This window comes from Vulgatibacter incomptus (genome assembly GCF_001263175.1).
GTDB classification, from domain to species: domain Bacteria; phylum Myxococcota; class Myxococcia; order Myxococcales; family Vulgatibacteraceae; genus Vulgatibacter; species Vulgatibacter incomptus.
Genome location: NZ_CP012332.1, coordinates 2,933,716 through 2,956,046, shown reverse-complemented (window position 1 = coordinate 2,956,046; position 22,331 = coordinate 2,933,716). Strand labels below are relative to the sequence as shown.

Annotated in this window: 20 protein-coding genes; 15 read left to right on the top strand and 5 right to left on the bottom strand. The window is 70.1% G+C overall.

Features of this window, described 5'->3' with window-relative positions; genetic code table 11:
• Window positions 1-199 precede the first annotated feature (199 nt).
• From AKJ08_RS12300 to AKJ08_RS12290, 3 genes are all read left to right on the top strand, one after another.
• Window positions 200-922: a gluconate 2-dehydrogenase subunit 3 family protein gene (locus AKJ08_RS12300; RefSeq protein WP_050726338.1), complete on the top strand. Its 723-nt coding sequence runs from the start codon at window positions 200-202 to the stop codon at window positions 920-922.
• Complete coding sequence (locus AKJ08_RS12295) at window positions 919-2,580, top strand: GMC family oxidoreductase (protein ID WP_050726337.1); 1,662 nt, start codon at window positions 919-921, stop codon at window positions 2,578-2,580. Before AKJ08_RS12300 ends, AKJ08_RS12295 begins: the two co-directional genes overlap by 4 nt.
• Before the next feature lie 108 nt (window positions 2,581-2,688).
• Window positions 2,689-4,203, top strand: coding sequence for a hypothetical protein (locus AKJ08_RS12290; protein ID WP_050726336.1), 1,515 nt, complete (start codon window positions 2,689-2,691; stop codon window positions 4,201-4,203).
• Here the strand turns inward: AKJ08_RS12290 and AKJ08_RS12285 are convergent.
• The 3 genes from AKJ08_RS12285 to AKJ08_RS12275 form a co-directional block, all read right to left on the bottom strand.
• A complete protein-coding gene (locus AKJ08_RS12285) occupies window positions 4,200-4,736 on the bottom strand; it encodes a hypothetical protein (RefSeq protein WP_157370647.1) in 537 nt (178 codons plus the stop codon). The genes AKJ08_RS12290 and AKJ08_RS12285 overlap by 4 nt on opposite strands.
• 87 nt (window positions 4,737-4,823) lie before the next feature.
• On the bottom strand, window positions 4,824-5,141 hold the full coding sequence (locus tag AKJ08_RS12280; RefSeq protein ID WP_205624723.1) for a hypothetical protein: 318 nt from the start codon (window positions 5,139-5,141) through the stop codon (window positions 4,824-4,826).
• Window positions 5,141-5,734, bottom strand: a complete 594-nt coding sequence (locus tag AKJ08_RS12275) for a hypothetical protein (protein ID WP_050726333.1) — start codon at window positions 5,732-5,734, stop codon at window positions 5,141-5,143. The genes AKJ08_RS12280 and AKJ08_RS12275 overlap by 1 nt, the downstream gene beginning before the upstream one ends.
• A 100-nt stretch (window positions 5,735-5,834) precedes the next feature.
• Between AKJ08_RS12275 and mtsC the strand changes: the two genes are divergently transcribed.
• The 7 genes from mtsC (at window position 5,835) to AKJ08_RS12240 (ending at window position 16,926) form a co-directional block, all read left to right on the top strand.
• Entirely contained in the window at window positions 5,835-7,127 is a 1,293-nt protein-coding gene (gene mtsC, locus AKJ08_RS12270; protein ID WP_082343422.1) for a cell-cell cohesion MYXO-CTERM protein MtsC, read from the top strand.
• Between the two features lie 141 nt (window positions 7,128-7,268).
• Window positions 7,269-9,062, top strand: coding sequence for a vWA domain-containing protein (locus tag AKJ08_RS12265; protein WP_157370645.1), 1,794 nt, complete (start codon window positions 7,269-7,271; stop codon window positions 9,060-9,062).
• Window positions 9,063-9,154: 92 nt separating this feature from the next.
• A complete protein-coding gene (locus tag AKJ08_RS12260) occupies window positions 9,155-10,801 on the top strand; it encodes a vWA domain-containing protein (RefSeq protein WP_050726330.1) in 1,647 nt (548 codons plus the stop codon).
• Window positions 10,802-10,812: 11 nt separating this feature from the next.
• The gene (locus AKJ08_RS12255; RefSeq protein ID WP_050726329.1) at window positions 10,813-12,987 is read left to right on the top strand and encodes a hypothetical protein; all 2,175 of its coding nucleotides are present in this window, start codon (window positions 10,813-10,815) and stop codon (window positions 12,985-12,987) included.
• Window positions 12,969-14,366 carry a hypothetical protein gene (locus tag AKJ08_RS12250; protein WP_050726328.1) on the top strand — a complete coding sequence of 466 codons (1,398 nt, stop codon included), beginning with the start codon at window positions 12,969-12,971 and terminating at the stop codon, window positions 14,364-14,366. The genes AKJ08_RS12255 and AKJ08_RS12250 overlap by 19 nt, the downstream gene beginning before the upstream one ends.
• A 20-nt stretch (window positions 14,367-14,386) precedes the next feature.
• Window positions 14,387-14,815 (top strand): hypothetical protein, encoded by a 429-nt coding sequence (locus AKJ08_RS12245; protein WP_050726327.1) that lies wholly within the window; start codon window positions 14,387-14,389, stop codon window positions 14,813-14,815.
• Window positions 14,815-16,926, top strand: coding sequence for a thrombospondin type 3 repeat-containing protein (locus AKJ08_RS12240; RefSeq protein ID WP_050726326.1), 2,112 nt, complete (start codon window positions 14,815-14,817; stop codon window positions 16,924-16,926). Before AKJ08_RS12245 ends, AKJ08_RS12240 begins: the two co-directional genes overlap by 1 nt.
• 85 nt (window positions 16,927-17,011) lie before the next feature.
• On the opposite strand, the gene AKJ08_RS12235 is transcribed toward AKJ08_RS12240, so the two are convergent.
• The gene (locus AKJ08_RS12235) at window positions 17,012-18,001 is read right to left on the bottom strand and encodes a beta propeller repeat protein (RefSeq protein WP_050726325.1); all 990 of its coding nucleotides are present in this window, start codon (window positions 17,999-18,001) and stop codon (window positions 17,012-17,014) included.
• A gap of 84 nt (window positions 18,002-18,085) precedes the next feature.
• Here AKJ08_RS12235 and AKJ08_RS12230 point away from each other — a divergent pair, with 84 nt between their 5' ends.
• The 5 genes from AKJ08_RS12230 (at window position 18,086) to AKJ08_RS12210 (ending at window position 21,592) form a co-directional block, all read left to right on the top strand.
• Window positions 18,086-18,724 (top strand): MotA/TolQ/ExbB proton channel family protein, encoded by a 639-nt coding sequence (locus AKJ08_RS12230; RefSeq protein ID WP_050726324.1) that lies wholly within the window; start codon window positions 18,086-18,088, stop codon window positions 18,722-18,724.
• A 2-nt stretch (window positions 18,725-18,726) separates the two neighbouring features.
• Window positions 18,727-19,293 (top strand): biopolymer transporter ExbD, encoded by a 567-nt coding sequence (locus AKJ08_RS12225; RefSeq protein ID WP_050726323.1) that lies wholly within the window; start codon window positions 18,727-18,729, stop codon window positions 19,291-19,293.
• A 21-nt stretch (window positions 19,294-19,314) separates the two neighbouring features.
• Complete coding sequence (locus AKJ08_RS12220) at window positions 19,315-19,794, top strand: ExbD/TolR family protein (RefSeq protein ID WP_050726322.1); 480 nt, start codon at window positions 19,315-19,317, stop codon at window positions 19,792-19,794.
• Window positions 19,795-19,861: 67 nt separating this feature from the next.
• Window positions 19,862-20,779: a hypothetical protein gene (locus AKJ08_RS12215; RefSeq protein WP_157370644.1), complete on the top strand. Its 918-nt coding sequence runs from the start codon at window positions 19,862-19,864 to the stop codon at window positions 20,777-20,779.
• Entirely contained in the window at window positions 20,780-21,592 is an 813-nt protein-coding gene (locus tag AKJ08_RS12210; protein ID WP_050726320.1) for a hypothetical protein, read from the top strand. It begins immediately after the preceding gene.
• Here the strand turns inward: AKJ08_RS12210 and AKJ08_RS12205 are convergent.
• Complete coding sequence (locus tag AKJ08_RS12205; RefSeq protein ID WP_050726319.1) at window positions 21,571-22,254, bottom strand: response regulator; 684 nt, start codon at window positions 22,252-22,254, stop codon at window positions 21,571-21,573. The two genes, AKJ08_RS12210 and AKJ08_RS12205, sit on opposite strands and share 22 nt — an antisense overlap.
• Window positions 22,255-22,331: the final 77 nt, after the last annotated feature.

Genomic DNA, 22,331 nt, shown 5'->3' with positions numbered 1-22,331 from the left:
GCCCCCGCGGAGCCGGAGGCGGAGCAGACGAAAAGAAGAGCGTTTCCGCGCACGCGAAGCCAAAGGCGGAGCCACGGAAGGGCGCGACCGCGCGTAGCGCGGCTGAAGGAATCGGGCCCGCCTCCGCGGGACCGATTCCTTCACACGCTCTAGCGGCGCGTGGCGATGCGTGGCAGCGTGCCGCTTCCGGAGGAGCGAGATGAGCCATCGAAAAGGCGGCACGAGCCGTCGTGAGTTCCTGCAGCAGCTCGCGATCTTCGGCGCCGCGCTCTCCAGCCAGCGCTGCGCCTGGCTCGAGTCGGGGCCGGCTCCACTCGAGCTGAAGCCAGCGCCGGACCCGCTCCCCGGCCCGCCCTTGAGCGCCGACCAGGTCGCGGCCCTCGCCGCCTCATGCGAGCGCATCCTGCCGAGCGAGCCCGGATCGCCAGGGGCCGCGGACGCTGGTGTCATCGAATTCGCCGCCTCCGAGCTCCGGCGTCCCGAGCTCGGCGAGATCCGCAAGCGCGTGGTCGGCGGCCTCCTCGCCCTCGATCGCCGGGCGGCGAGGCTTCGCCCCGGGGCGCGCTTCGTGGACCTCGGGCAGGACGAGCAGGATCGGGTCCTCGAAGAGACGCAGAGGGGCTCGGCGCAGGGCGAGCAGTTCCTGCGGATCCTGATCTCGATCACCCTCGAGGGCTTCCTCGGCGATCCGAGCTACGGCGGGAATCGGAACCGCGTCGGCTGGCAGGTGACAGGCGCAGCGCCGACCTCGGAGCGTGCTCTGGTGCCCGCCCGCGTCGTCGGAGCGCCCGCTGCAGGCTCCGCGACGCCGGTCGCGTCAGAGCGGAAGGAAGCCGGCGCGGCCCGGCCCGCGACCCCGATCGCTCCCGCTCGGAAACCATCCGGCGTGAGCCGACCGGCGGGCGCGGGAGGCGCGCGATGAGCGAGGCGGTCGACGTCTGCATCGTCGGCTCGGGGGCCGGCGGCGGCACGCTGGCGTACTGGCTCGCCAAGGCCGGCGCCCGCGTCGTCGTCCTCGAGAAGGGCCCGCACCTCACGCTGGCCGACTTCGCCCGGCACGATGAGATCGCCGTCACCCGCGGCGGGCTCTTCGTGCCGCCGCCGACGCTCGAGCCCCACCTGGTGCAGGACGCGCCGGGCGAGAAGTGGCGCGTCACGGACGACGGCTGGATCGCCAACTGCGTCGGCGGCGGCACCGTGCACATGAGCGGCTACTTCCTCCGGCTGCACCCGGACGACCTGCGTCAGCGCAGCGTCTACGGCAGGCCCGAGGGCAGCAGCGTGGAGGACTGGCCGATCTCCTACGAGGAGCTCGAGCCCTGGTACGAGCTCGCCGAGCGCCTCATCGGCGTGAGCGGCGACGGCGCCCGCAATCCCTTCGAGCCGCCGCGGAGCGCGCCGTATCCGATGCCGCCGCTCCCCGATCACCCGCTGGCGCTCCACCTCGACGCGGCGGCCGCGCGACTGGGCTGGCACCCGTACAACACGCCGCGGGCCGTGCTGTCCCAGCTCTACGACGGCAGGCCGCCCTGCAACTTCTGTGGCCACTGCGGCAGCTTCGGCTGCTGGAACGGCTCCAAGTCCAGCGTGCTCGCCACCTTCATCCCGAAGGCCCTCGCCACGGGCCGCTGCACGATCGTCCCGCGGGCGATGGCCACCGAGGTCGTCGCTGGCTCCGACGGCAAGGTGCGCGGCGTGCGCTGGCTCGACGAGCGCGGCGAGCTCCACGAGCAGCGCGCGCGGGTGGTGGTGGTCTCCTGCTCCACCATCGAGTCGTCGAGGCTCCTCCTGAACTCGCGCTCGAAGCGCTTTCCCGACGGCCTCGCCAACGGCAACGGCCAGGTGGGCAGGAACCTCTGCTTCTCCGCCAACGCTTCGGTCCTCGCGGAGCTCCACGAGGACGGCGGCGGCAAGGGGATCCCCGGACTCCTCGAGGGGCGCACGATGTGGCTGGGCCGCAGCGTCCAGGACTTCTACCGGCTCGAAGGAGGTCCCGTCCCCAAGGCGGGCACCCTCCGCTTCGATCTCGTGCCGCCCAACCCCATCGCCAACGCCCAGATGGCCTCGATGAGCGCCGACCTGCCGCTGTGGGGCAGGGCGCTCAAGGCCGAGATGGATCGACGCTTCCACCACTCCCGCACGCTCGCCGCCGAGATCTTCGCGGAGTTCGTGCCGGTCCCCGAGTCGCGGGTCGAGACCGACTCCGACGTGCGGGATCGCCATGGGTTGCCGGTGGCGAAGATCGCCGTCCGCCACCACGCGAACAACGGCCTCGCCACCGGCTTCCTCGCCGACCGCGCGGAGGATCTCTTTCGTGAGATGGGCTGTGACCGGGTGTGGACCCGCTCCCGCCTCGGGATCACCTGGGTCCTGCAGCACGGCGCGCTGCGCTTCGGCTCCGATCCCGCCAGGTCCGTCCTGGATCGCAACTGTCGCTCCCACGAGGTGCCCAACCTCTACGTGGTCGACGGCGGCTTCATGCCGACCTCCGGCTCGGTGCCGTCCACCCTCACCATCCAGGCCAACGCGCTCCGGGTGGCCGAGCACCTGGCCGACGCCTTCCGCCGCCGCGAGCTGTAGCGCCGCGCGTCGATGTGAAGATTCGTTACCCTGCGCGAAATCAACTGAAGCCCTGGCAGGATCCTCTCGTCGGTCGCTCGAGCGTGTGAATCGAGTCGGGGAGGTCGAATGAAGTCGATGGGCGTCTGGGCGGCCCTTGGAGCGTCCGCGCTGGTCCTCGCGGGCTGCAGCACCGCCTTCGGTCGAGCCATTCGCAGGGGCGACGAGGCGAGCGCCCGCGACGATCTCGTCGGAGCGGCGGTCGCATACCGAGAGGCCTGCGGGCTGCGGCCGGACGACGGGGAGGCGTGCCGAAAGGCAGACGACGTCGCCCGCGTCGCCGTGGAGCGCGAGGTCGAAAGGGCGACTGCCGGCTGCGAGACGGGCGACGCCGTGTCGTGTCTGGACGCGCTCCGTGCTGCGCGGGATCTCCGCCCCGACGATCCCTCGGTGCTGGCGCTCGTCGACGGTGCCGCCTCTCGCCACGCCGAAGGCTGCGGGAGGGCGACGGCGCCTTCGGAAGTCGTGCCGGTGGTGGGCTGCCTCCAGCGGATCGAGCGGCAGGTGGATCGGCCCGGCTACGGAGAGCTGGTGCGGGCGGAGGAGCGCCGCGCGGCCTCGGTCCTGGGTTCGCTGCTCGTTGCGGCGAAGGGAGCGCCGGGCGCCGAGCTCGCATTGGCCTCGGCGGCCTCGTGTCTGGGCGTGCCCTCGCAGGAGGCAGACGCGCGGAGCCGATTCCTCGAGGCCGCGACGCTGCCCGTGCGCCTCCGCTTGGACGTGGGCGGCGCCTGGATCCAACCCGCGGACCTCTGTGCCTCTCTCTCGTCTGGCGCGCGCTGTGTCGACGGCTCGTCGGCCGTGCTGGAGGTCGGGATCCGCGGCGTGCTCGGGCGCACGCAGCACGAAGTCACGAAGGAGGAGCGCTCGATCTCCTACGCAGTCGGATCGGTGGACGTGCCAAATCCCGCGTACATCACCGCCGACCGCAAGAGCCGGGAGGCCCAGCGCGCGGTGTCGGAGCTCGAGCCTCGGGCGGCGATCGCCCGGACCCACTGCGATCGCGCCAGGTCCGACTCCATGGGCACGAGCCTCGGGAGCTCGGAGCGATCGCTCGAGGATCGGCTCTGCGACGAGGCCAGGATTCTCGACCGGCTCTTGAGCGATCGCCAATCGACGTTGCGATCTGCCGAGTCGGAGATGTCGCGATTGCAGCCCACCGTCTCGGAGACCATCTACGGGAAACACCGCTACGTGATCGAACACCACAAGTGGTGGACGAGCTTCTCCACGTCGATCGGCGGCAGCACCTGGGAGGAGACCCTGGAGCTCGAGGACACCTCGAACCCCGGCTTCGCTCCAGCGGGCCTCGCGGCGGATCCGCTCGAGGCACCGGACCGCGGGACGTTCGAGCGCTGGTTCGGAGAGCGCCTGGCGGCCGCGTTCTCGGCGGAGGTCGATCGAGAGCTCGCGGCGCGGGCGGAGCTCAGGCAGCGCGACTGCGTCGGGCCGGTCCAGTGGGACCCGGCCTGGCTCCAGTGCTGGGCAGAGGTCTCGCTCGCCCGCGGCCGGATCCCGAGCGGCCAGCAGCTCCTCCGAGACGCGGGCGGCTCGGACGCGCCTCGCTGCTCCGCGCCGAAGCGCTAGCCCCGGTCGGGATGGAGAGGAATTCGGATGATCGCGGTACCCGGCGAGCAGCCGGCGGGCGGACAGCCGTCAGGCCCTTGCGCGTAGGTGGGCTCTACGGTCTCGGGGCCGATGCTCATCTGGAGCAGTCCCCTTCCGCCCTCGGCGTCGTGAAGCTCGAACACTGCGGCGACCGTAGCCTCGAACCGATCCGGGGCGCCGTCGAAGGTGAATCCGGTGATGAGGTTTTCATTGTCGGGGTCACGCTCGACACGCCCTGACCCTATCGGCTCGCCTGATCGAACCGAATAACAGTGCTCGGGAGAGGCAGGAATCGACGCGATACAGCTGATCTGCCCGGCGTCGAGGTCCACGATGATGTGGTAGGTGCCCTTCTCGGCGAGCGGCGGGTCGAACGTGAGCTGGACAGAGCCGGGGCACTCGATCGGCAGTACGGTGCAGAGCCCGGAGATTGGCTCGTCGCCGCCGCAGCCTGCCGCGAGAGCCAGCCCGGTCGAGACGGCGAGTCCTACGCCCAAGAGTCGTAGACGCATCGTTACCCCCTTGTGGAAGGTGCAACCCTACCATCCGACCTTTTTCGAAGCAAAGCCGCTCCGCAGCTGCGCCGCCGACCAACCTCCTCACTCGACGCCGAGGATCCAGCCCTCCTCATCGAGGACCTCGGGCGGCTGCCCCTCCGGCGCAGCAAAGAGCGCCTTGAGGTCATTCGACGCGTCGAGCCGCGCCAGGTGATGCGCGAGGGCAACGACCTGTGCCTGGTCCTTGCACCAGCCCACCGGGATCGGGTGCTGCACCAGCGAAGGGTAGACCTCGGCGTGGACGATCCGCGCGCCGCTCCCCCGCGGCGGAAGCGCCGGTCCCGTCTCGAACGGCCAGACGACGGAGATCGTCTCGAAAGCAGGATGGCTTCGCAGCCACTCGAGGACCGGGAGCCCCATCAAGACCTGGCCGCCCACCGAGCCCGCCCCGGCGAGCTGGAAGGCCGACTTCGGGCCACGGGCGCGCCGATCCACCACGCGGAGCTCCGGAACGCTCCAGGGACGGGGGGCTTGGTCGGCGTGAGCCCGTCGATCTCCACGCCAGGCGGGCAGCCCCAGAACGGCCCCGGCCCCCCGCCGAGCGCGCGGTTCATGCGGGCCGCGACCTCGAAGCGGTTGTTGACTCCGAGATCCTGCTGCCGGTCGTCGATCGCGCCCGCCACCTCGCGCCACATCGCGCGCCAGGGCTCGTCCACCGGGAGCCCGAGGCGACTCGCGAGCCCGGCGGGATAGCCGTAAGCGAAGTCGAAGCCGAGGAGCACGCTGGCGCCCTCGTCGACGAGCCTCTGCAGCCGCCCCCGGAGCTGCTCTCGCGCGAGCATCCGCGTGGCGGGGTTCACAGCCTCCTCGATCGAGAGCGTCCCGTCGCGCCAGGTCGCGCAGACCCACCAGACGCTGTCCGCCCCGCGCTTGGGCTTCTGGTTCGCGCTCCAGTCCACGATCACGTACGCGTCGAATATCGGCCCTCGCCCCTCGGGCAGGCTCGCCTGCATGGCTGAAGCTCCGTTGCGCTTTCGTTGAGTTTGGCTTTCAGACAATTTGCACCTCGTCGCGAGCTGTCGTAGGGTGGACAAGACCCGAACGGAGGTTCCGATGAAGCGGCTGCGGTGGACTCATGCGCTCCTGGCGAGCGCGCTTCTCCTGGGCGCTGCGCCCGCCATGGCCGGCGAGCCTGGCGGAGAGTGCCAGAACGGCAACTGTGGCACGCCCAAGGAGGACGGCGGCGGCTGCGGATGCGGCTGCGGTTGCTCGATCCTCGTCAACATGACGGACATGGGCGACACCTACTCCTCGTCCGACGACTTCGACGGCGACGGCATCGAGGACGACTTCGACAACTGCCCCTTCATCGCGAACCGCGATCAGCTCGACAGCGACGGGGACGGGATCGGCGACGCCTGCGACAACTGCCCCTTCGTCGCGAACCCGGATCAGTCGGACCTCGACGGCGACGGCGTGGGCGACGCCTGCGACGACGACATCGACGGCGACGGGATCCCGAACGCCCTCGACAACTGCCCGACGGTCTTCAACCCGTCGCAGAAGAACACGACGGGCTCGACGCTCGGCGACGCCTGCAACCCCGAGCGGCTCGCCGCCTGCCGCGCGAACCCGAGCGGCGCGGGCTGCGATGACGACGAGGACGGCGACGGGATCCCCGACGCCCTGGACAACTGCCCGGGCACGTACAACCCGGACCAGAGCGACATCGACGGCGACGGCGTGGGCGACGCCTGCGACCCGGACATGGACGGCGACGGGATCCTCAACCACCTGGACAACTGCCCGAAGGTCCACAACCCCGACCAGCTCGACAGCGATCGCGACGGCGTCGGCGACGCCTGCTCGACGGGCTACTGCTACGTCTTCGATCCGACGAACAAGAAGAACTGCCTCGACCCTCTGGACACCTTCCGCGTGGGCGGCCTCGCCATCGGCTTCGTGGAGAAGGGCGAGAGCGCCAAGGAGGTGAAGACTTTCGAGCTCCGCTTGCTGGCGAACCGGAAGAACACGGAGATCCGCTACACGTGGCGGATCGCGAAGCGGCCCTCGGGCTCCAGGGCGGAGCTGAAGAACGGGGTCGGCACGGTGTCGGCTTCGGGCGAGGGCTGGGAGTACGCGTACGGCGCCGCCAGGCCGCAGCTCGTCCCGGACATCCCGGGCACCTACGTGCTCGAGCTCACGGGCGAGCTCCAGGGTGATGACGACGTCTTCGGCTCAGGCGCACCCAAGGTGTCGAAGTTCGACATCACGCTGAACCTCGGCGCGGAGTCGACCAACGGCGCGAAGAGCTCGTGCAGCACCGGCGTCGGCGGGACCTCGGCCGCCGGGCTTGCGCTCCTCGGGATGACGCTCCTGGGCCTGCGGCGTCGCCGGAAGGCCTGACCCGGGAAGACTCCACTCGAAAGGCGCCCATGGGCGCCCGGCCTCCACCCGTCGCGAACGGCGGGTGGAGGTCGACTCGTTCCAGCGCCCTTCCTCTCGATCCGGGGTCCGTTGCATCCGGGCCCCTCGGCGATCCGCACCATGAGCCTGCGCTCCCTGTCCCTCCTCGCCCTCCTGCTCTTCGCGGGTGCCTGCACCAAGGCCAAGCTCGAGGCGCAGCAGCCTCCCGGGCCCGCGCCCGTGGACGACAAGCTCGCGATCGAGGGCCAGGTCTGTACGCGGACGCCTCGCGATGAGCTCTTCCCGGTGAAGATCCTGTTCGTCATCGACACCTCGAACTCGATGGCGATCACGGATCGCGAGTCGCAGGCGGCGCGGGCGGTCTTCCAGGTGATCGATCGCTACCGCGGCAACCCCTCGGTGAAGTTCGGCGTGATCGCCTTCGACTCCCGCACGGAGGCGCTGACGCGCGACGAGACCGGCGCGCCGGGTTTTACGGCCTCACCGGATCTCGCCGCGATCGACACGCGGCTGCGTGCGCCGGATCTCGCCACCGACTACCAGGGCGCGCTGGCCGGCGCGTACTCGATGCTCTTCCGCGACATGTCGCGGAGCAGCCCCGAGGAGCGCGCCCGCTCGAAGTACGTCGTGATCTTCTTCAGCGACGGGAACCCCGATCCCCAGTGCTTCGCGGATCCCTCCCGGGCGGCGGAGCAGCCCTTCGTCTGCGACATCCCGCGGGAGCGGTGGCCGGATCTCGTCAACCCGCCGCCGGGCTACTCGGACGCGGACTTCCAGGCGTTCTTCGCCGATCTGGAGGCGGGCAAGGACTACAACACCGACGACCAGATCATCGGCCGCGTGCAGGAGATCATGGAGCTCCAGGAGCTCTTCCAGGTGAGCGAGCTCCGCTTCCACACCGGCTTCCTCTTCGATCCCAACGTGATGGACGGTCCCTTCAAGGACGCCTTCCGGCTGGACCGCGACGCCGGAATCGACCTGATGAAGAAGATGAAGGACGCCGGCGGCGGCACCTTCACCGAGTTCACCTCGGGTGGGTCGATCACGTTCCTGAACATCAACTACACCTCGGTGAAGAAGCCCTACCGGCTGAAGAACCTCTTCGCTTTCAACGAGAACGCCGAGACGCTCTCCGGCGTGCTCCGGGTGGACAGCGACGGAGACGGGATCGCCGACGATCAGGAGCTCGCCCTCGGCATGTGCCCCTACGACGCCGCGGGACCTTCGTGCGCGTACGGCCTGGGCGTCGACTCGGACGGCGACGGCTACTCCGACCTCTTCGAGCATCGGATGCGGCACGCCGGCTTCGACCCGCTGGTTCCCGCGGAGGTGCCCTGCTTCGCGCCGGGCCTCGACACCGACGGTGACGGGCTCCTTGACTGCGAGGAGGAAATCCTCGGAACCAGGCCGGACGCGTTCGACACCGACGGCGATGGGATCCCCGACGGGATCGAGTTCCGCTACGGCCTCGATCCCCTGGATCCGACGGACGCCTACGGGGACCTGGCCTCGAGCGGCGTCCGCAACATCGACGCGATCCTGGCGAACGGCTCCCCGTTGCTTCGCGAGCCATCCGGGAGCCCGCTGCCGCACTACCGCTACGACATCCGGGAGGAGAAGGAGAACCCCGACGGGAGCGTCTGCTATTCGTTCCGGGTGGAGAACGTGACCCTGGTGACCACGAAGGCGGCGACGGCCGAGCGGCGTGGAAAGAACCGGATCCGGCTCCACTTCCTCGACGGGCCGCCGAACGATCCCCGCGATTTCGGGACCATGCGGACGGCCTGCGTCGAGGCCCGCTACGTCGAGCCCTTCCTCAAGAAGCCCGCAGGCGGCGTGGTGAAGCTCACCGACGCCGACTTCGTGGATCCCCTGGACGTCGACCGCGAGGTTCGGTGCGTGGGCGCCGAGTAGCGCCGAGCCCCGGGGGCCTACTGAGGCGGAGTTGCGGGCCGCCTTCTTCGTTCTTACGGAAATTTGGATTCGTTTGATATGATGCAGATCGTATGAAGGCCCGCGTCCTCGCCCTCGCCCTGCTCTCGGGAGCCCTCGGCCTGTTCGGCTCGTGCACCCGTAGCGATCTCGTCGGGCTGCCTCCGCCCGGCAAGCGACCGATTGACAACAAGCTCACCGTGGCGGGCTCCTTCTGCACGGAGGATCCCCTCGCGGTCGAGTTCCCGGTGAAGATCCTCTTCGTGGTGGACACGTCCCAGTCGATGGACGTGACCGACCCGCCGGATCCGCTTCAGAACGGCGAGTCGGCGAGGATGCACTCGGTGCTCGAGGTGATCCGGGCATACGCCGGCGTCCCCGGCGTGGAGCTCGGGATCATCACCTTCAACGGCACGGTGGGCGACACCACCCAGGGCTTCCGCCGCAACGTGGAGACGGAGGAGGTGGCGTGGCTGATGGCGGTCGCCGCCGACCTCAACTTCGCCGGCGGCAAGACCGACTACGAGGCGGCCCTCGACCTCGCGTACCAGACGATCCTCACCGACACCAAGCAGGCCGACGAGAAGCTCCGGGCCCGCTCGAAGTACGTGGTGATCTTCCTCTCCGACGGCATGCCGGATCCCTACGTCCCCGCCGACGACCTGATGCGGCAGGTGAAGAAGATCCACGACCTGGAGCGTGAGCGCCGGCTGGCGGAGCTCCGCCTTCACACGGTGTATCTGTCGGGCCGTACGCCGGCCTGGCTGCAGCGGGAGCCGGAGGCTCTGTTGCGCGAGATGGCGCGGGTGGGCGCGGGCACGTTCCGGCACATCGCCAACGGCGAGAAGCTCGACTTCCTCGACGTGGACTTCACCTCTTTCCGCCGGCTCTTCACGCTGAAGCGCTTCATGGCGTCGAACATCAACGCGCTGCCGATCCGCGACGTGCAGCTCGCGGTGGACTCGGACGGCGACGGCCTCAGCGACGTGGAGGAGGAGCTCATCGGCACCGATCCCACGCTGCGGGACACGGACGGTGACGGCTTCAGCGATTTCCTGGAGCACAGGCTCCGCAACGCCGGCTTCGATCCCCTGGACCCTTCGGACGCGGACTGCGCGGTGACGGAGGACGACGACTACAACCGCCGGGACGACGACGGCGATGGCCTGCTGAACTGCGAAGAGCGCTTCCTCGGTACGAACCCGCGCCTCTTCGACACGGACGCCGACGGTATCCCCGACTGGATCGAGGTGCGGGCCGGCACGAGCCCGGTCTCGGACGATCTGCTCGCGGACCTCGATCGCGACGGCCGGACGAACGGCGACGAGGTGCGGGATCACACGGATCCGAACCGCCCCGACAACGAAGACGCCGCGTTCCTGCGTTACCGCTACGACCTCCGGCGCAGGGAGATCCGCGACAGCCGGGTCTGCTACGACTTCTCCGTCTCGAACATCTCGCTGGTGCCGACCCTGGCGCTCCCGGGGGCCGAGCGCGGCTGGAACGAGATCCACCTCGTGCTGGCCCAGTCGCCCGCCGATGCCCCGCACGACTACGGCGAGTTCCGCATGGCGTGCGTGCGCGTGCGCTACCTGCTCCCCGAGGACGTGAAGATCCCGGCGAGCGGGCGGGTGGAGCTCCAGGAAGAGGACTTCAAGAGAGCGGGCGTCGTGGGTGACGACTCGCGCTTCGATCCGTCGCGGGACTGCGTGACGCCGTGAGAGGTATTTCCTTGCGCAACATGACGATCGCGTCGCTCCTGCTGCTTGCTCTCGCCGCGTGCGACGGCGGGAAGGAGCCGGCGGGAGGCAACGAGGATCCTGGAACCGGCGGTTCGGACGGGCGGATCCGCTGCACGATCGGCGCGAGCCGCGACCCGGCCTCGGCGCTGCCGATCGAGCTCGGTGAGTCGACGAAGGGCCACGTCTGTCCCCGCCGCGACAGCGACTGGTTTCGCTTCGTGGTCCCGCCGGGACAGCCCCTTGTGACCGTGGAGCTCGGCTACTCCGAGGGCGCGCGCAGCCCCGTGTCCCTCGCCTACGAGCTCTATCTCGCCGACGAGCCGACGAAGCCGGTGGCCTCCGGCGCAAATTCCGACGCCGCCGACCGCCGCTCGTCGCTGCACAAGCGCCACTACCTGGGCCTCGCCGGCGGCACGTATGTCGTGCGCATCCACGACGCCGCCGATGTGGCGGAGGACGCCGCCAACGCCTGGTCGCTGCGGATCACGGCAGAGGCCGATCCCGACCTGAACGAGCCCAACGAGAGCTGCGCCCAGGCCACGAGGCTCTCCGGCAGCGCGAAGGGAGCGATCTCCTTCGAGGGCGACCGCGACGCCTTCGTCTTCCCGGTTGCCGCCTCGCAGATCGTCACCGTGCGCCTGCGCTCCGAGGCGACCCAGGTGGCGCTGAAGGCCACGCTCTACGACGCGCAGGGGAGGGCGCTCTCCACCCGCTCCAACCCGCGCCGCGGCACGGCCAACGAGATCTCCATGCGCCGGGCGGTGCCGGGGGCCGGCGAGGTCTGCGTGGTGGTCGAGGACCTGGACGGCAAGGTGGCCGATCCGGCGGTGCTCTACAGCCTCGAGGCCACCTTCGAGGACGAGATCGACGCCAACGATCGCGGCGGCCGCAATGACACGCCGGCGACGGCGACCTCCCTCGGCCGCGGCGGAGAGAGCCGGGGCTCGATCTTCTCTCCCGGCGACCTCGACTGGTTCCGGGTGGACGCGGTGGCGGGCGAGATCCTCGACGTGGAGGTCACCTGCGACGACTGCGACTTCGACCTCGCGGTGAACCTCGTCTACGGCCACGAGGCCTCGCCCTGCTCGGAAGGCGATTCCTGCGACTACCTGCTCACCACCCGCTCGTGCGAAGGCGGCGCGAAGTGCCCATCGGGCGTCTGCCGCGACACGCCGGAAGGGGCGCGGTGCGCGTCGAGCTGCGGAGGGGATCTCGACTGCCCCGCCTTCCAGTGCCAGAACGCCGGAGGGGGCGTGAACGCCTGCGTCGGCGGCGCCGTCTGCGTGCCCGAGAGCGACGGCGGGCGCTGCGGCGTCGTCCAGTACGGCGTGATCGCCGCTCCCGGCTCGTCCCAGCAGATCCGCTTCGCGCAGCCCGTGCTGCGCGGCCCCGTCTATGTGCTGGTGCACGACTTCCGCGACGACGACTGGTCCGCCGGCACCTACCGGATCCGGGCCACGCTCCGCGAGGATCCCGATCCCAACGAGGTCGGCGGAAGGCTGAACAACTTCTACCTCCCGTACACCGACGTGGCGCAGCTCTCGGAGGCGCTCGTCCGAGGTCGCGACCTCGCCACGCCCGCGCCGTGGGAGGACGTGAAGGAGCTGGCTCCCGCGCTCGATCCGGTGAGCGGTGAACCCGTGCTCGACGATGACACCGGCGAGCCCGTGATGGAGGAGGTGGTCGTCGCCCGGGTGGCGAGCGGCCACGGCTGCATCGGCTTCACCGCGGACGTGGACGTGTTCCGCGTGGCGGGAGGCAACCCCTGCGTGGACCCCGACGAGACCGACGAGGCCAGGCGCAAGGTGAACTGCGGCATGGTCCTCGAGGTGGATCGCCCGGCCGGCGGCGCCATGGATCTCGCCTGGTTCATCGTGGGGAACGACATGCGCCCCCGCTCGTCGTTCCTCGAGTCGCAGCGCGGCGGTGACAAGATCTTCGGCGACAACGCCTGCGTGGGGAACCGCGCGGTGGAGTGCAACGTCTACAACGCCAACGACGAAGGCGACTACCACGTGGTGGTCTACGACTCGGGCCTCGACGACTGGGATGCGGACGGGAGCCACTGCTACACGTGGAAGCTCACCGCCACCGTGACGCCCGGCTGCCCCCAGTCCTGCCCGGTCCCGCACGAGAGGAGCGGCCTGTGTACCTGCGGATCCTGATCCTGGCTGCGGCGCTGCTGGCCGCAGCGTGCGACGGCGACAAGAGGCCCGTCGTCATCGTCGACGACGGCACCGGTGGAAGCGGCGGCGCCGGAGGGAGCGGCGGAGGCGGGGTGACCTGGACCTTCCGGACCCTCGACGGCGCCCCCGACGGCGCGGACAACACCGGCTACCAGCCGGAGCTCCGCGTGGCGCCGAACGGCCGGCTCGCGGCGGCGTGGTTCCGGAGCACGGGCCGCACCGGCGTGTGCCAGCTCCCCCAGCGCGATCCCGCGCCCACCGACACGTGGGAGATCGTCTACGGCGTGGAGCAGGGCGATTCCTTCGCGCAGGAGGTGGTCGCGGAGATCGAGCTCGTGGGGCGGCCCACGGGCGTCTCCCTCGCCTTCGACGCGGCCGGGACGCCGATGGTGGCGTTCATGGGCATGGGCGCCACCGGCGAGTTCCGCTGCGGCGCCACCAACACCGTCCTCGCGCGGCGCTCGGCCTCCGGCTGGACGCAGCAGGTGATCGACACCGACGGCAACGTCCCGGAGATGATCTTCCCGGAGGACGTGCCCCACTGCGCGAACTACCAGAACGCCTGCAACCTGGGCGAGCTGGTGGGGATGTGGCCCGCGCTCGGCGTCGCCGACGGTCAGCCGGTGCTCGCCTACCGCGACGGCCACTACGCCTTCGGCGTCGACGCCGAGGAGAAGAGCGATCTCCAGCTCTGGTGGCAGGGGCGCAAGGTGACGGCGGAGGCGGTCTCCGGTGGCGGGAGCAACACCCGGCTGGTGGTCGACGACGCCCAGGGGATCCACATCGCCCACTACAACGACCAGCACCGGATCGGCGCCACCGACGAGTACACGGACGGCATCTGGTTGATTCACTACGAGAACGGCGGGTGGATGCGCGAGCGCGTGGTGCCCGTGCGCCCGATCGCGGAGCGGATCGGCCTGGCCGCGGTGGACGATCGACTCGGCCTCGCCTGGCACGAGCCCAAGGAGGGCCGGGTCCGGTACGTCGAGCGCAAGGCGGGCGCGTGGGCCCAGGCCGAGGTCGTGGACGCGAAGGGGCGCACGGGGCTCTCGCCGTCGCTGGCCTTCGACCCGGACGGACGCCCTGCCATCGCCTACCAGCGATGCAGCGCCGCCGGGCAGCAGGGCGCCGACTGCCAGGCGTCGGAGGACTCCCTGCGCTTCGCGATCAAGGACGGGAAGAGCTGGATCACCTCGACGATCCGCAGCGATCCCGGGAAGCAGGAGGGCCTCTACACCTCCCTCGTCTTCGACTCCGAGGGGCGGCCGGCGGTCGCCTTCCAGGAGCAGGTCTTCGACGCCATCGATCAGGTCGTGCGGCGCCGGCTGGTGCTGGCGCGGGGTGAGACGCTGTGACTCTCAGAGTGATTTTTGCGATGGGGCTGCTGGCCTTCGCCGCCGGCTGCGACTCCGGCCCCTGCGGTGAGGACGCGAACCGCCTCGCCGGCTCGGTCTCCGAGCTCTACGACCTGCGGGTCGACGACGTCCGGGCCCGGAGGATCGAGGCCGACGTCGTGACCATCGAGTACTTCCACGGCGAGAACATCGTCGCGAAGGTGGTTGCCGGCGTGCGCGGCTTCCGCGTCGGCGCGGCGTTCCCGCTGCGGGACGGCTCCGTCTACCGCGTCACCTCTCCGCCCACGGACTTCCCCGATCGGGTGGAGGCCGGAGCGATCACCTTCGAGTCGGGGCTGAACGAGGGAGAGACCGTCTCGGGCTGCTTCAACGCGCGCTTCCTCATGGACGACGGTAGCCAGCGCACGATCCGGGGCGCCTTCGAGACGAAGCTCGAGGCGGGATTCTGATGACTCTGTCGCGCGCCCTCTTCGTTCTCGGCCTCTGCGTGCTGAACCTCGGTCTCGCCGCCGGCTGCACCGACGCCGCGCTCTACGGCCAGGCGCCCCAGCTGGAGCCCAACGAGGTCGAGCTGAAGGGGAGCCTCTGCACCTCGGATCCGGCGGAGCTGGGCTTCCCGGTGAAGGTGCTCCTCCTCGTGGACACCTCGGTGTCGGACGCGGACTACGTGGCCCAGCGCGGCGCTTCGATCGAGCGGCTGGTCCGCACGAACGCTGGGCCGAACACGAGCTTCGGCGTGATCCGCTACTCGAGCCGGGCCAGCGGGACGGGGAGCTCGTCGAGCCGGCCGCCGTGCTCGCTCCTGAACCTGACACAAGACGGCTTCACGCGGGACCTCGATGACGCGGTCCTCGGCGTGCAGTGCACCAACCCGAACGCGAACGGCCGCGACTGGGCAGAGGCCCTCTCCCTCGCCCACAGCGTGATCACGGGAGACGTCCTCCGGACGAAGATCGGGACGCGCTCGCGTACCAAGTACGTCGTGGTGCTGATGACCAACGGCGCGCCCACGGTATCGCTGCGCCAGGAGTGGTGCGGCAGCCGGCGTCCGGCGCTGACCGGGGACGTCTGCAAGAGCCGCTACGAGGAGGCCTTCTGCTCGGGCATGGTGCCCACGCCTCCGGATTGCGAGCGGTCGCAGTACGCGAAGCTCGTCGGCGACCTGCGGGAGTTCGCGGATCGGAGCGGTGTCCAGGAGATCCACTTCCACGCCGTCTACCAGCGGGATCCCGAGACGGCGGAGCGCGCCCCGAGCGTCGACGACGCCAAAGCGATCGCGCTGCTGGGCGAGATGACCCGGGTGGGCGGCGGCTCGATCTACCGCTTCCCCGGGCCCGGCCTCTGCGCCGACGGCAGCGGCGGCGTGGGCTGCCTCTTCTCGTCGGTGAACCTGCGCAGCACCGAGGCGGTCTTCCGCCGCCGCGAGCTCATCGTCTCGAACCGCAACGCCCACGCGGGGCCCGACGGCGTCGAGGTCGACAGCGACGGCGACGGCCTCCCCGATCGGGTCGAGCTCGAGATCGGCACCTCGCCGACCAACCGCGACACCGACGGCGACCACCTCTCGGATTTGGTGGAGCACCTGCTGCGCTCCGAGGGCCTCGACCCGCTGCGCAACGAGCTCACGGATCCGAACGGCAACTGGCCCAAGGAGTGCCCGCTGCCGGGGAGCGGAAACCCCAGCGCCTTCCCGCCCGATCGGGACAGCGACGGCGACGGTCTCACGGATTGTGAAGAGGCCCTGCTGCGGAGCGAGGGCACCCTCTTCGACAGCGACGGCGACGGGATCCCCGACTTCCTCGAGCTGGTCTACGGCACCAACCTGATCGCCAACGACGCCCTGGACGACCCGGACGCGGACGGCATCGCGAACGTGGACGAGTACCGGATGCACCGCGATCCGATGTCGCGGGACCGCCGTCCCGAGCTGGGCTATCGGATGGAGGTGAAGAACGAGCGGCAGACCTCGGTGGTCTCGGCCTCGCAGCCTTGGGCCATCACCGGCGTCACCCTCCTCGGCGTCTCCGACGACACGCCGCAGGGGAGGGCGACCGTCTTCTGGGAGCCGCCCGCCGATCCCACCCAGCCCATCTCGAAGAAGAACCCCGGCAGCCTCTCCTGGCGCGCTCCCGAGGACGTCGCTGGCACCGGCATGGATCGCGGCCGCGGCGAGGCGGTGCTCGTCACCGGTGACGGCCGCTACCTGCTGCGCTCCGCCGCCGCAACCGACGACGCGCCCCTGCAGGTGGAGGCGGAGGTCTACGCCGAGCTCCTGCCCTTCCAGGCCACCCGGGACGACGTGCTCCTGCGCCGCAGCGAGCGCATGTGCTTCGACTTCTCCGTGCGCAACGTCCGCCTGCTCCCGACCCTCGCCCTCGACGACGGCACCGAGGCGGGGACGAACTTCATCGACCTCTTCCTCTCGGAGGTGCCGAGCAACCACCCCGACGGCGTCGGCATCATGCGCGTCGCGACCTTCCCGGTGCGCTACGACGCCAACGCGAAGAAGGGCCGCGAGGTGGTGGTCGAGCAGCGAGATCTGCTGCTCTTCGGGGATTGATCGGCAGGCGCGGGCTCGTCCTCGCGCCGCCGCTCAGTCTGCCGGCTGTCCCCTCCGAGGATGACGCGGTTGAACGCCGCCGCTCTCAGGGGCCGGCCAGCACCGTTCCATTGACGCCGACGACGTAGAAGCGCACGAGGCCCTCGCCGCTCTCCGGGTCGAGCTCCCAGCCGCCCCAGACGCCTTCGAGGCGATAGTCGGTGACGTTCGCCACGATCTCGGCGCGGCGTCCGTCCAGGTGGACCACGGTGCCGCCCCAGCCGACAACCCAGGCGTCGCCCATGGAGGTTCCGCGCACGTCGCGCAGGAAGACCTTGGGCGCGCCGGGGATGGACTCGACGTCGCCGTCGGGGCTGCCGCGCAGGATCGTTCCGTCGAGGCCCACGGCGTAGAAGCTGGAGGTGTCCGGGCCCCACACCGCACGCAGCGCGAGGTTGATGCCGTCGAGGCGCTGCCGCCGCCAGACGCCGGCCTGGTCGCCGCGCAGCAGGAGGCCGAGGTTGCCCACCGCGAGGCCGCGGCCACTGCCGTCCACCATGAGGCCGTTGATCGTCTCGAAGGTGACGGGCGGAACCACGGTCCACACGCCGTCTTCGTCGCGGGAGAGGATCGTGCCTTCGGCGCCAGCGGCGTAGATGCGGCCGCCGCCTCCGGCCACCGCGTTGAGGTCGACCTCCACGGGGGCGGCCTCGGCCACCCAGACCGGCTCGCCGCCCTCGTCGGGATCCGGCCGGAAGTGGAGGATGGCGCCGCCCACGCCCACCGCGTAGACGTCGTCCGGCGCGCGGCCCCAGATGCTCCGCAGGTCCCGATCGACGGGCGTCTCCATCGCCTCCCAGGCCCCGTCCTGCAGCCTCGCGATCCGGCCGCCCTCGCCGGCGGCCCAGATGGAGCCCGCGCCGTCGCCCCAGATGGCGAAGAGGTTGGCGGTGGGCGAGTCCTTCGCGTCCAGAGGCCGGAAGAAGGCGCCGCGGACGGGGCCGCCGTCGTTCGGGATCGCTTCGGGGGGCCTCGAACCGCCGCAGCCCACGTTGGTCAGCGCAAGGAGTCCAAGGGCGAGCGTGCGAGATTTCATGGGTGACATCGTACAACTTTTGACATTGGAGCCATCAAAGAGTTACGATAATTTTCATACGATTCTCCCAGGAGACCGCGAGCGATGCTCGAGCTGATCAAGTCCGGCGAACCGTTCCTGTTCGCGAACATGCTGGTGCTGCTGCTGGGCATCGCCCTTTCCGCCCAGCGCTTCCACAGCCTCTGGATGAAGTACGGCGGCAACGTCCACGACATGCTCCAGCAGGTGATCGGCTTCGTTGAGGCCGGCAGCTACGCCAAGGCGATTCAGGTCTGCAGCTCGAAGGATCACCCGCTCCACGCGATCTTCAAGGCTGCGATCTCCCGAGCCAACCGCTCGGAGCGCGAGATCCGCCGCGCCGTGGAGGCCGCAGCCACCGAGGTGATCCCCAAGGTGCGCAAGGGCACGGCCTACATGCCCCAGCTCTCGAACATGGCCACGCTCCTCGGCCTCATCGGGACGATCCGCGGTCTGATCGAGTCCTTCAGCGGCGTGTCCGAGGGCGACGCCGCGGCGCGCCAGGCGGCGCTCTCGAAGGGCATCTCGATCGCCTTCTACAACACCTACTTCGGCCTCGTGGTCGCCGTGGTGCTCATCGCCGCCTACATGATGATCCTGGGCCGGCAGAACAAGGTGATCGCGCAGATGGAGCTCGGCTCCGCCCGTCTGGTGGACACGCTCCTGCTGCGGCAGGCGCTCACCCACGAAGACAAGGCCGCCTGAGCATGAGCGTCTTGGGGCCGTCCGGGAAGCGAGGCTTCGGCGGCGGATCGTCCCTGTTCGGCAGGGAGGGATCGGACGAGATCTCCGTCGATCTCAACCTCACGCCGCTCATGGACGTGATGAGCAACATCCTCTTCTTCCTGCTCGCGGCGTTCGGTGCGGCCGTGGTCTCGTACATCGCGGTCTCCGTGCCCGTGCAGTCGGACGGCCCCGGAGCGGAGCCGAAGCTCGACGCGGTGACCGTGAACCTGCGCGTGCTCCCAGGCGAGTACCGCCTCTCCGCCTCCAACGAGAAGGTCGAGGCGGCGAAGCTCGACGCGCACCGCAAGGCGCTGCCGAAGGTGGACGGCGCCTATGACGACGGGGCCCTGAGCGAGGCGCTCTACCGGATCAAGCTCGACTTCCCGGCGACCGACACGCTGGTGATCGTCCCCAGCGAGACCACGGTCTACGAGGAGATCATCCGGATCATGGACGCCGCACGGGAGCGCACCGTGGACGGCAAGAAGCTGCGCCTGATGCCCAAGGTCGTGGTCGCGGACCTGGTCAAGGCCGAGACCGCGCCGTAGGCGATGCCGTAGGAGTGATCGATGTCCTTTTCGGGCGGCAGCGACAACGAGTTCGACGTTCCCCTGAACCTGGTGGCGCTCATCGACGTGCTCACCAACATCCTCTTCTTCCTGATGATCGGCTTCGCCGCCCAGGAGGTGGAGGTGAAGAGCGCCGACAAGCTCCAGCTCCCGGTCTCGACGACGAAGCAGGAGATCGAGCTATCTGTCTCGCTCGCCATCACTACGAGTGAGATCCTGATCGAGGGGATTCCGGTGGCGCGTGTGGTGGACGGCCAGATCGACGCCCCCCGCGACGGCGACAAGCTCCTGCCGATCTACGACAAGCTGAACGCGCTCCGCGCGGCGCGGCTGGAGAAGACCGCCGGCCTCTCGAAGGACGACGACGTGATCTTCCTCCTGGCGGATCGCAGCGCCCCCTTCACGCTGCTGGCGCCGGTCATGAAGACCGCGGCCATGGCGGGCTACCCGAACTTCCGCTTCGCGGTGGTGAAGAAGTAGCGCACGGCCCGCCGGGCCGAGCCCGATCGCGCTGGACAAGGCGTTGTCGACCGGGGAACGTTGGCCCATGTCACGTTCCGCTGCGAGCACCGGCCGTGGGATTTTGCCCGCGCTCGGCGTGCCGGCCGTCTGCCTCGGGTTCCTCGGTCTCGCGCTGGTCCTGTTCGGCTCCGCCGGAAACGACGACAGCCACATCACCTACTGGTCCGCGTACACGCTCGCGACCAAGGGCCAGATCCTCTCGTACAACGGCGTTCCGCTGGAGCAGAGCTCCAGCCTGACCCTCGTGCTGGTCCTCGGGCTCCTCTACGCGCTGACCGGCATCCCCTTGCCCACGCTGGGATGGGCGGTCTCGGTTGGGGCCGGCCTCGCCGTGGTGGCGCTGCTCGCGCGTCGGCGACCCGTCGCGGGCCTCCTCGCGGCGTGCTCGCTCCCGTTCCTCTATTGGAGCACGAGCGGAATGGAGGCCTCGCTCACGGCACTCCTTCTGCTCGTGGTGGCAGGGCTGGGGGAGCGCTTCCTGGACGCGCCTTCGCTGCGCTCCCGGATCCTCGTGGCCCTCGCCCTCGCGGGCGCAGCTGCTTCACGCCCCGAGATGCCGCTCCTGCTCGTCGGCGCCACCGGCGCTCTCGCCGTCGTGGAGCTCGTCTCGCGCTCTCCCCGACGGCGGGTCGCGCTCGAGCTCGTCGGTCTCGCGTTGGGCGTCGCCGTCCTCCTGGTTCTCATCCGGCTGGCGTTCTTCGGCGTGCCGGCGCCGAACCCGGCCCTCATGAAGTCCGGCGGCTTCGAGGTCGCCGGAGGGATGCGCTACCTGCTCGCGAGCGCGAAGCAGCTCGGCTGGCTCATGCCGGCGGCGGCGCTCGTGGGGATCGGGCTCCTCGCCGTCGAGATCGTCCGGCGTCGGCCGCTCGCTGGCTCGGCGATCCTGGCAGGCGCGGCAGGCGCAGCGGGGATCGGCTTCTGCCTCGTGTCGGGAGGCGACTAGATGCCGGCAGGACGCTTCGTGGTCCCGGTGGTCCCCTTCCTCGCGCTGCTCGCTGCGTTCGCCATCGAGCGCCTCCCCTGGGCCCCGCTTCGCGCCGGAATCGTCGTCGTCGCGGTGGGGAGCGGCCTCTGGGCCACGGTGGACTTCGCACGGGGCAACGAGAACACGGGGCGGCCCCACCTCGAGCTGGCCCGGACGCGGGCCGTGCTGGAGGAGGCCTGGGGTCCGCTCCCCTTCGTGGCGGCGGAGCTCGCCAACCGCGCCCACCTCCGCGACTCGTCGTTGACGCCGGCGGTGCAGGCGGCGCTGGACGGCCTCGTCGCGACGGTGGACCGTCCCATCGTCCTGCTGTCGGGACAGGCGGGGATGGTCCCGTTCCACGTCTTCCAGGCGCACTACGGCAAGGTGCGCTTCCTCGACCTCTACGGCCTCACGGACGACGCGCTGGTGCGGTGCCTCCCGGAGCGAAACCTGGGTCGATCGATCTTCGGCGTGGGCCCCTCCGAAGGCTGGCTCCTCGCCCATCCCGAGGTGCTCGAGCGTTGCGGGATCGCTCCGCCGGACGTGGTCTATGGCGTGAACACGAACGCGGCGAAGCGGGATGCGTTGCGCAAGGCCGGCTACGCGATCGTCTACGAGCAGGTCGGGTCGCTGCGCAGCCCGTATTCGTTCTTTTCCGGCGCCGGCAATCCCCACGCCTACGTCGCGATCCGCGAGGAGCTCGTGGGCCGCGTCCAGCTCCCGGTCTCGAGGGTCGTCTTCCCGCTCGAGTTCCACCCGGACCGGCAAGCTCAGTCGTCGCGGAGACGGTAGCCGATGCCTCGCACGGTCTCGATGCGCTCCTTGGCGGGGCCGAGCTTGGCGCGCAGGCGCTTCACATGGGCGTCGATTGCCCGCTCGGAGACGTCCTCGGTGTCGTCCCACGCGGTGGCGAGGAGCTGCTCCCTGCGGAGGACGCGGCCCGGCCTCTCGAGGAGGAGGGCGAGGATCCGCAGCTCGAGGCCGGTCACCGGCACGTCCTTGCCATGAACCTGTACGCGGTGGCCGGGCCGGTCGAGGAGGATGGAGCCGTTCTCCAGGAGATCGGCGTCGTCCCGCGCGTCGGTGGCACCCCGGCGAAGGATGGCCTGGATGCGCAGGGTGAGCTCCCGCAGCGAGAAGGGCTTGCCGACGTAGTCGTCGGCGCCGACCTCCAGGCCCGTGATCCGGTCGTGCTCCTCGTTCCGGGCGGAGAGCATCACCACCGCGACCCGGGCCGTGTCCTTCCCCCGCTTGAGCTCGCGGCAGACGTCCGCCCCGGAGAGGTCCGGGAGCATCCAGTCCAGGAGCACGAGGTCGGGCGGCTCGTTGCGGGCGAGGCGGAGGGCCTCGGCTCCCCTCGCCGCGAGGCGCGTCTCGAAGCCCTGGCGACGGAGATGGTATTCGAGCACCTGCTGGAGATCGGCTTCGTCCTCGACGATCAGGATCCTCGACATGTTTCCATTTCTTCAGCCTCCCCTGTCATTCGGGAGGCGCACGGGTGACATTGTCGTGACAGAGCGTTTGAAGAAAT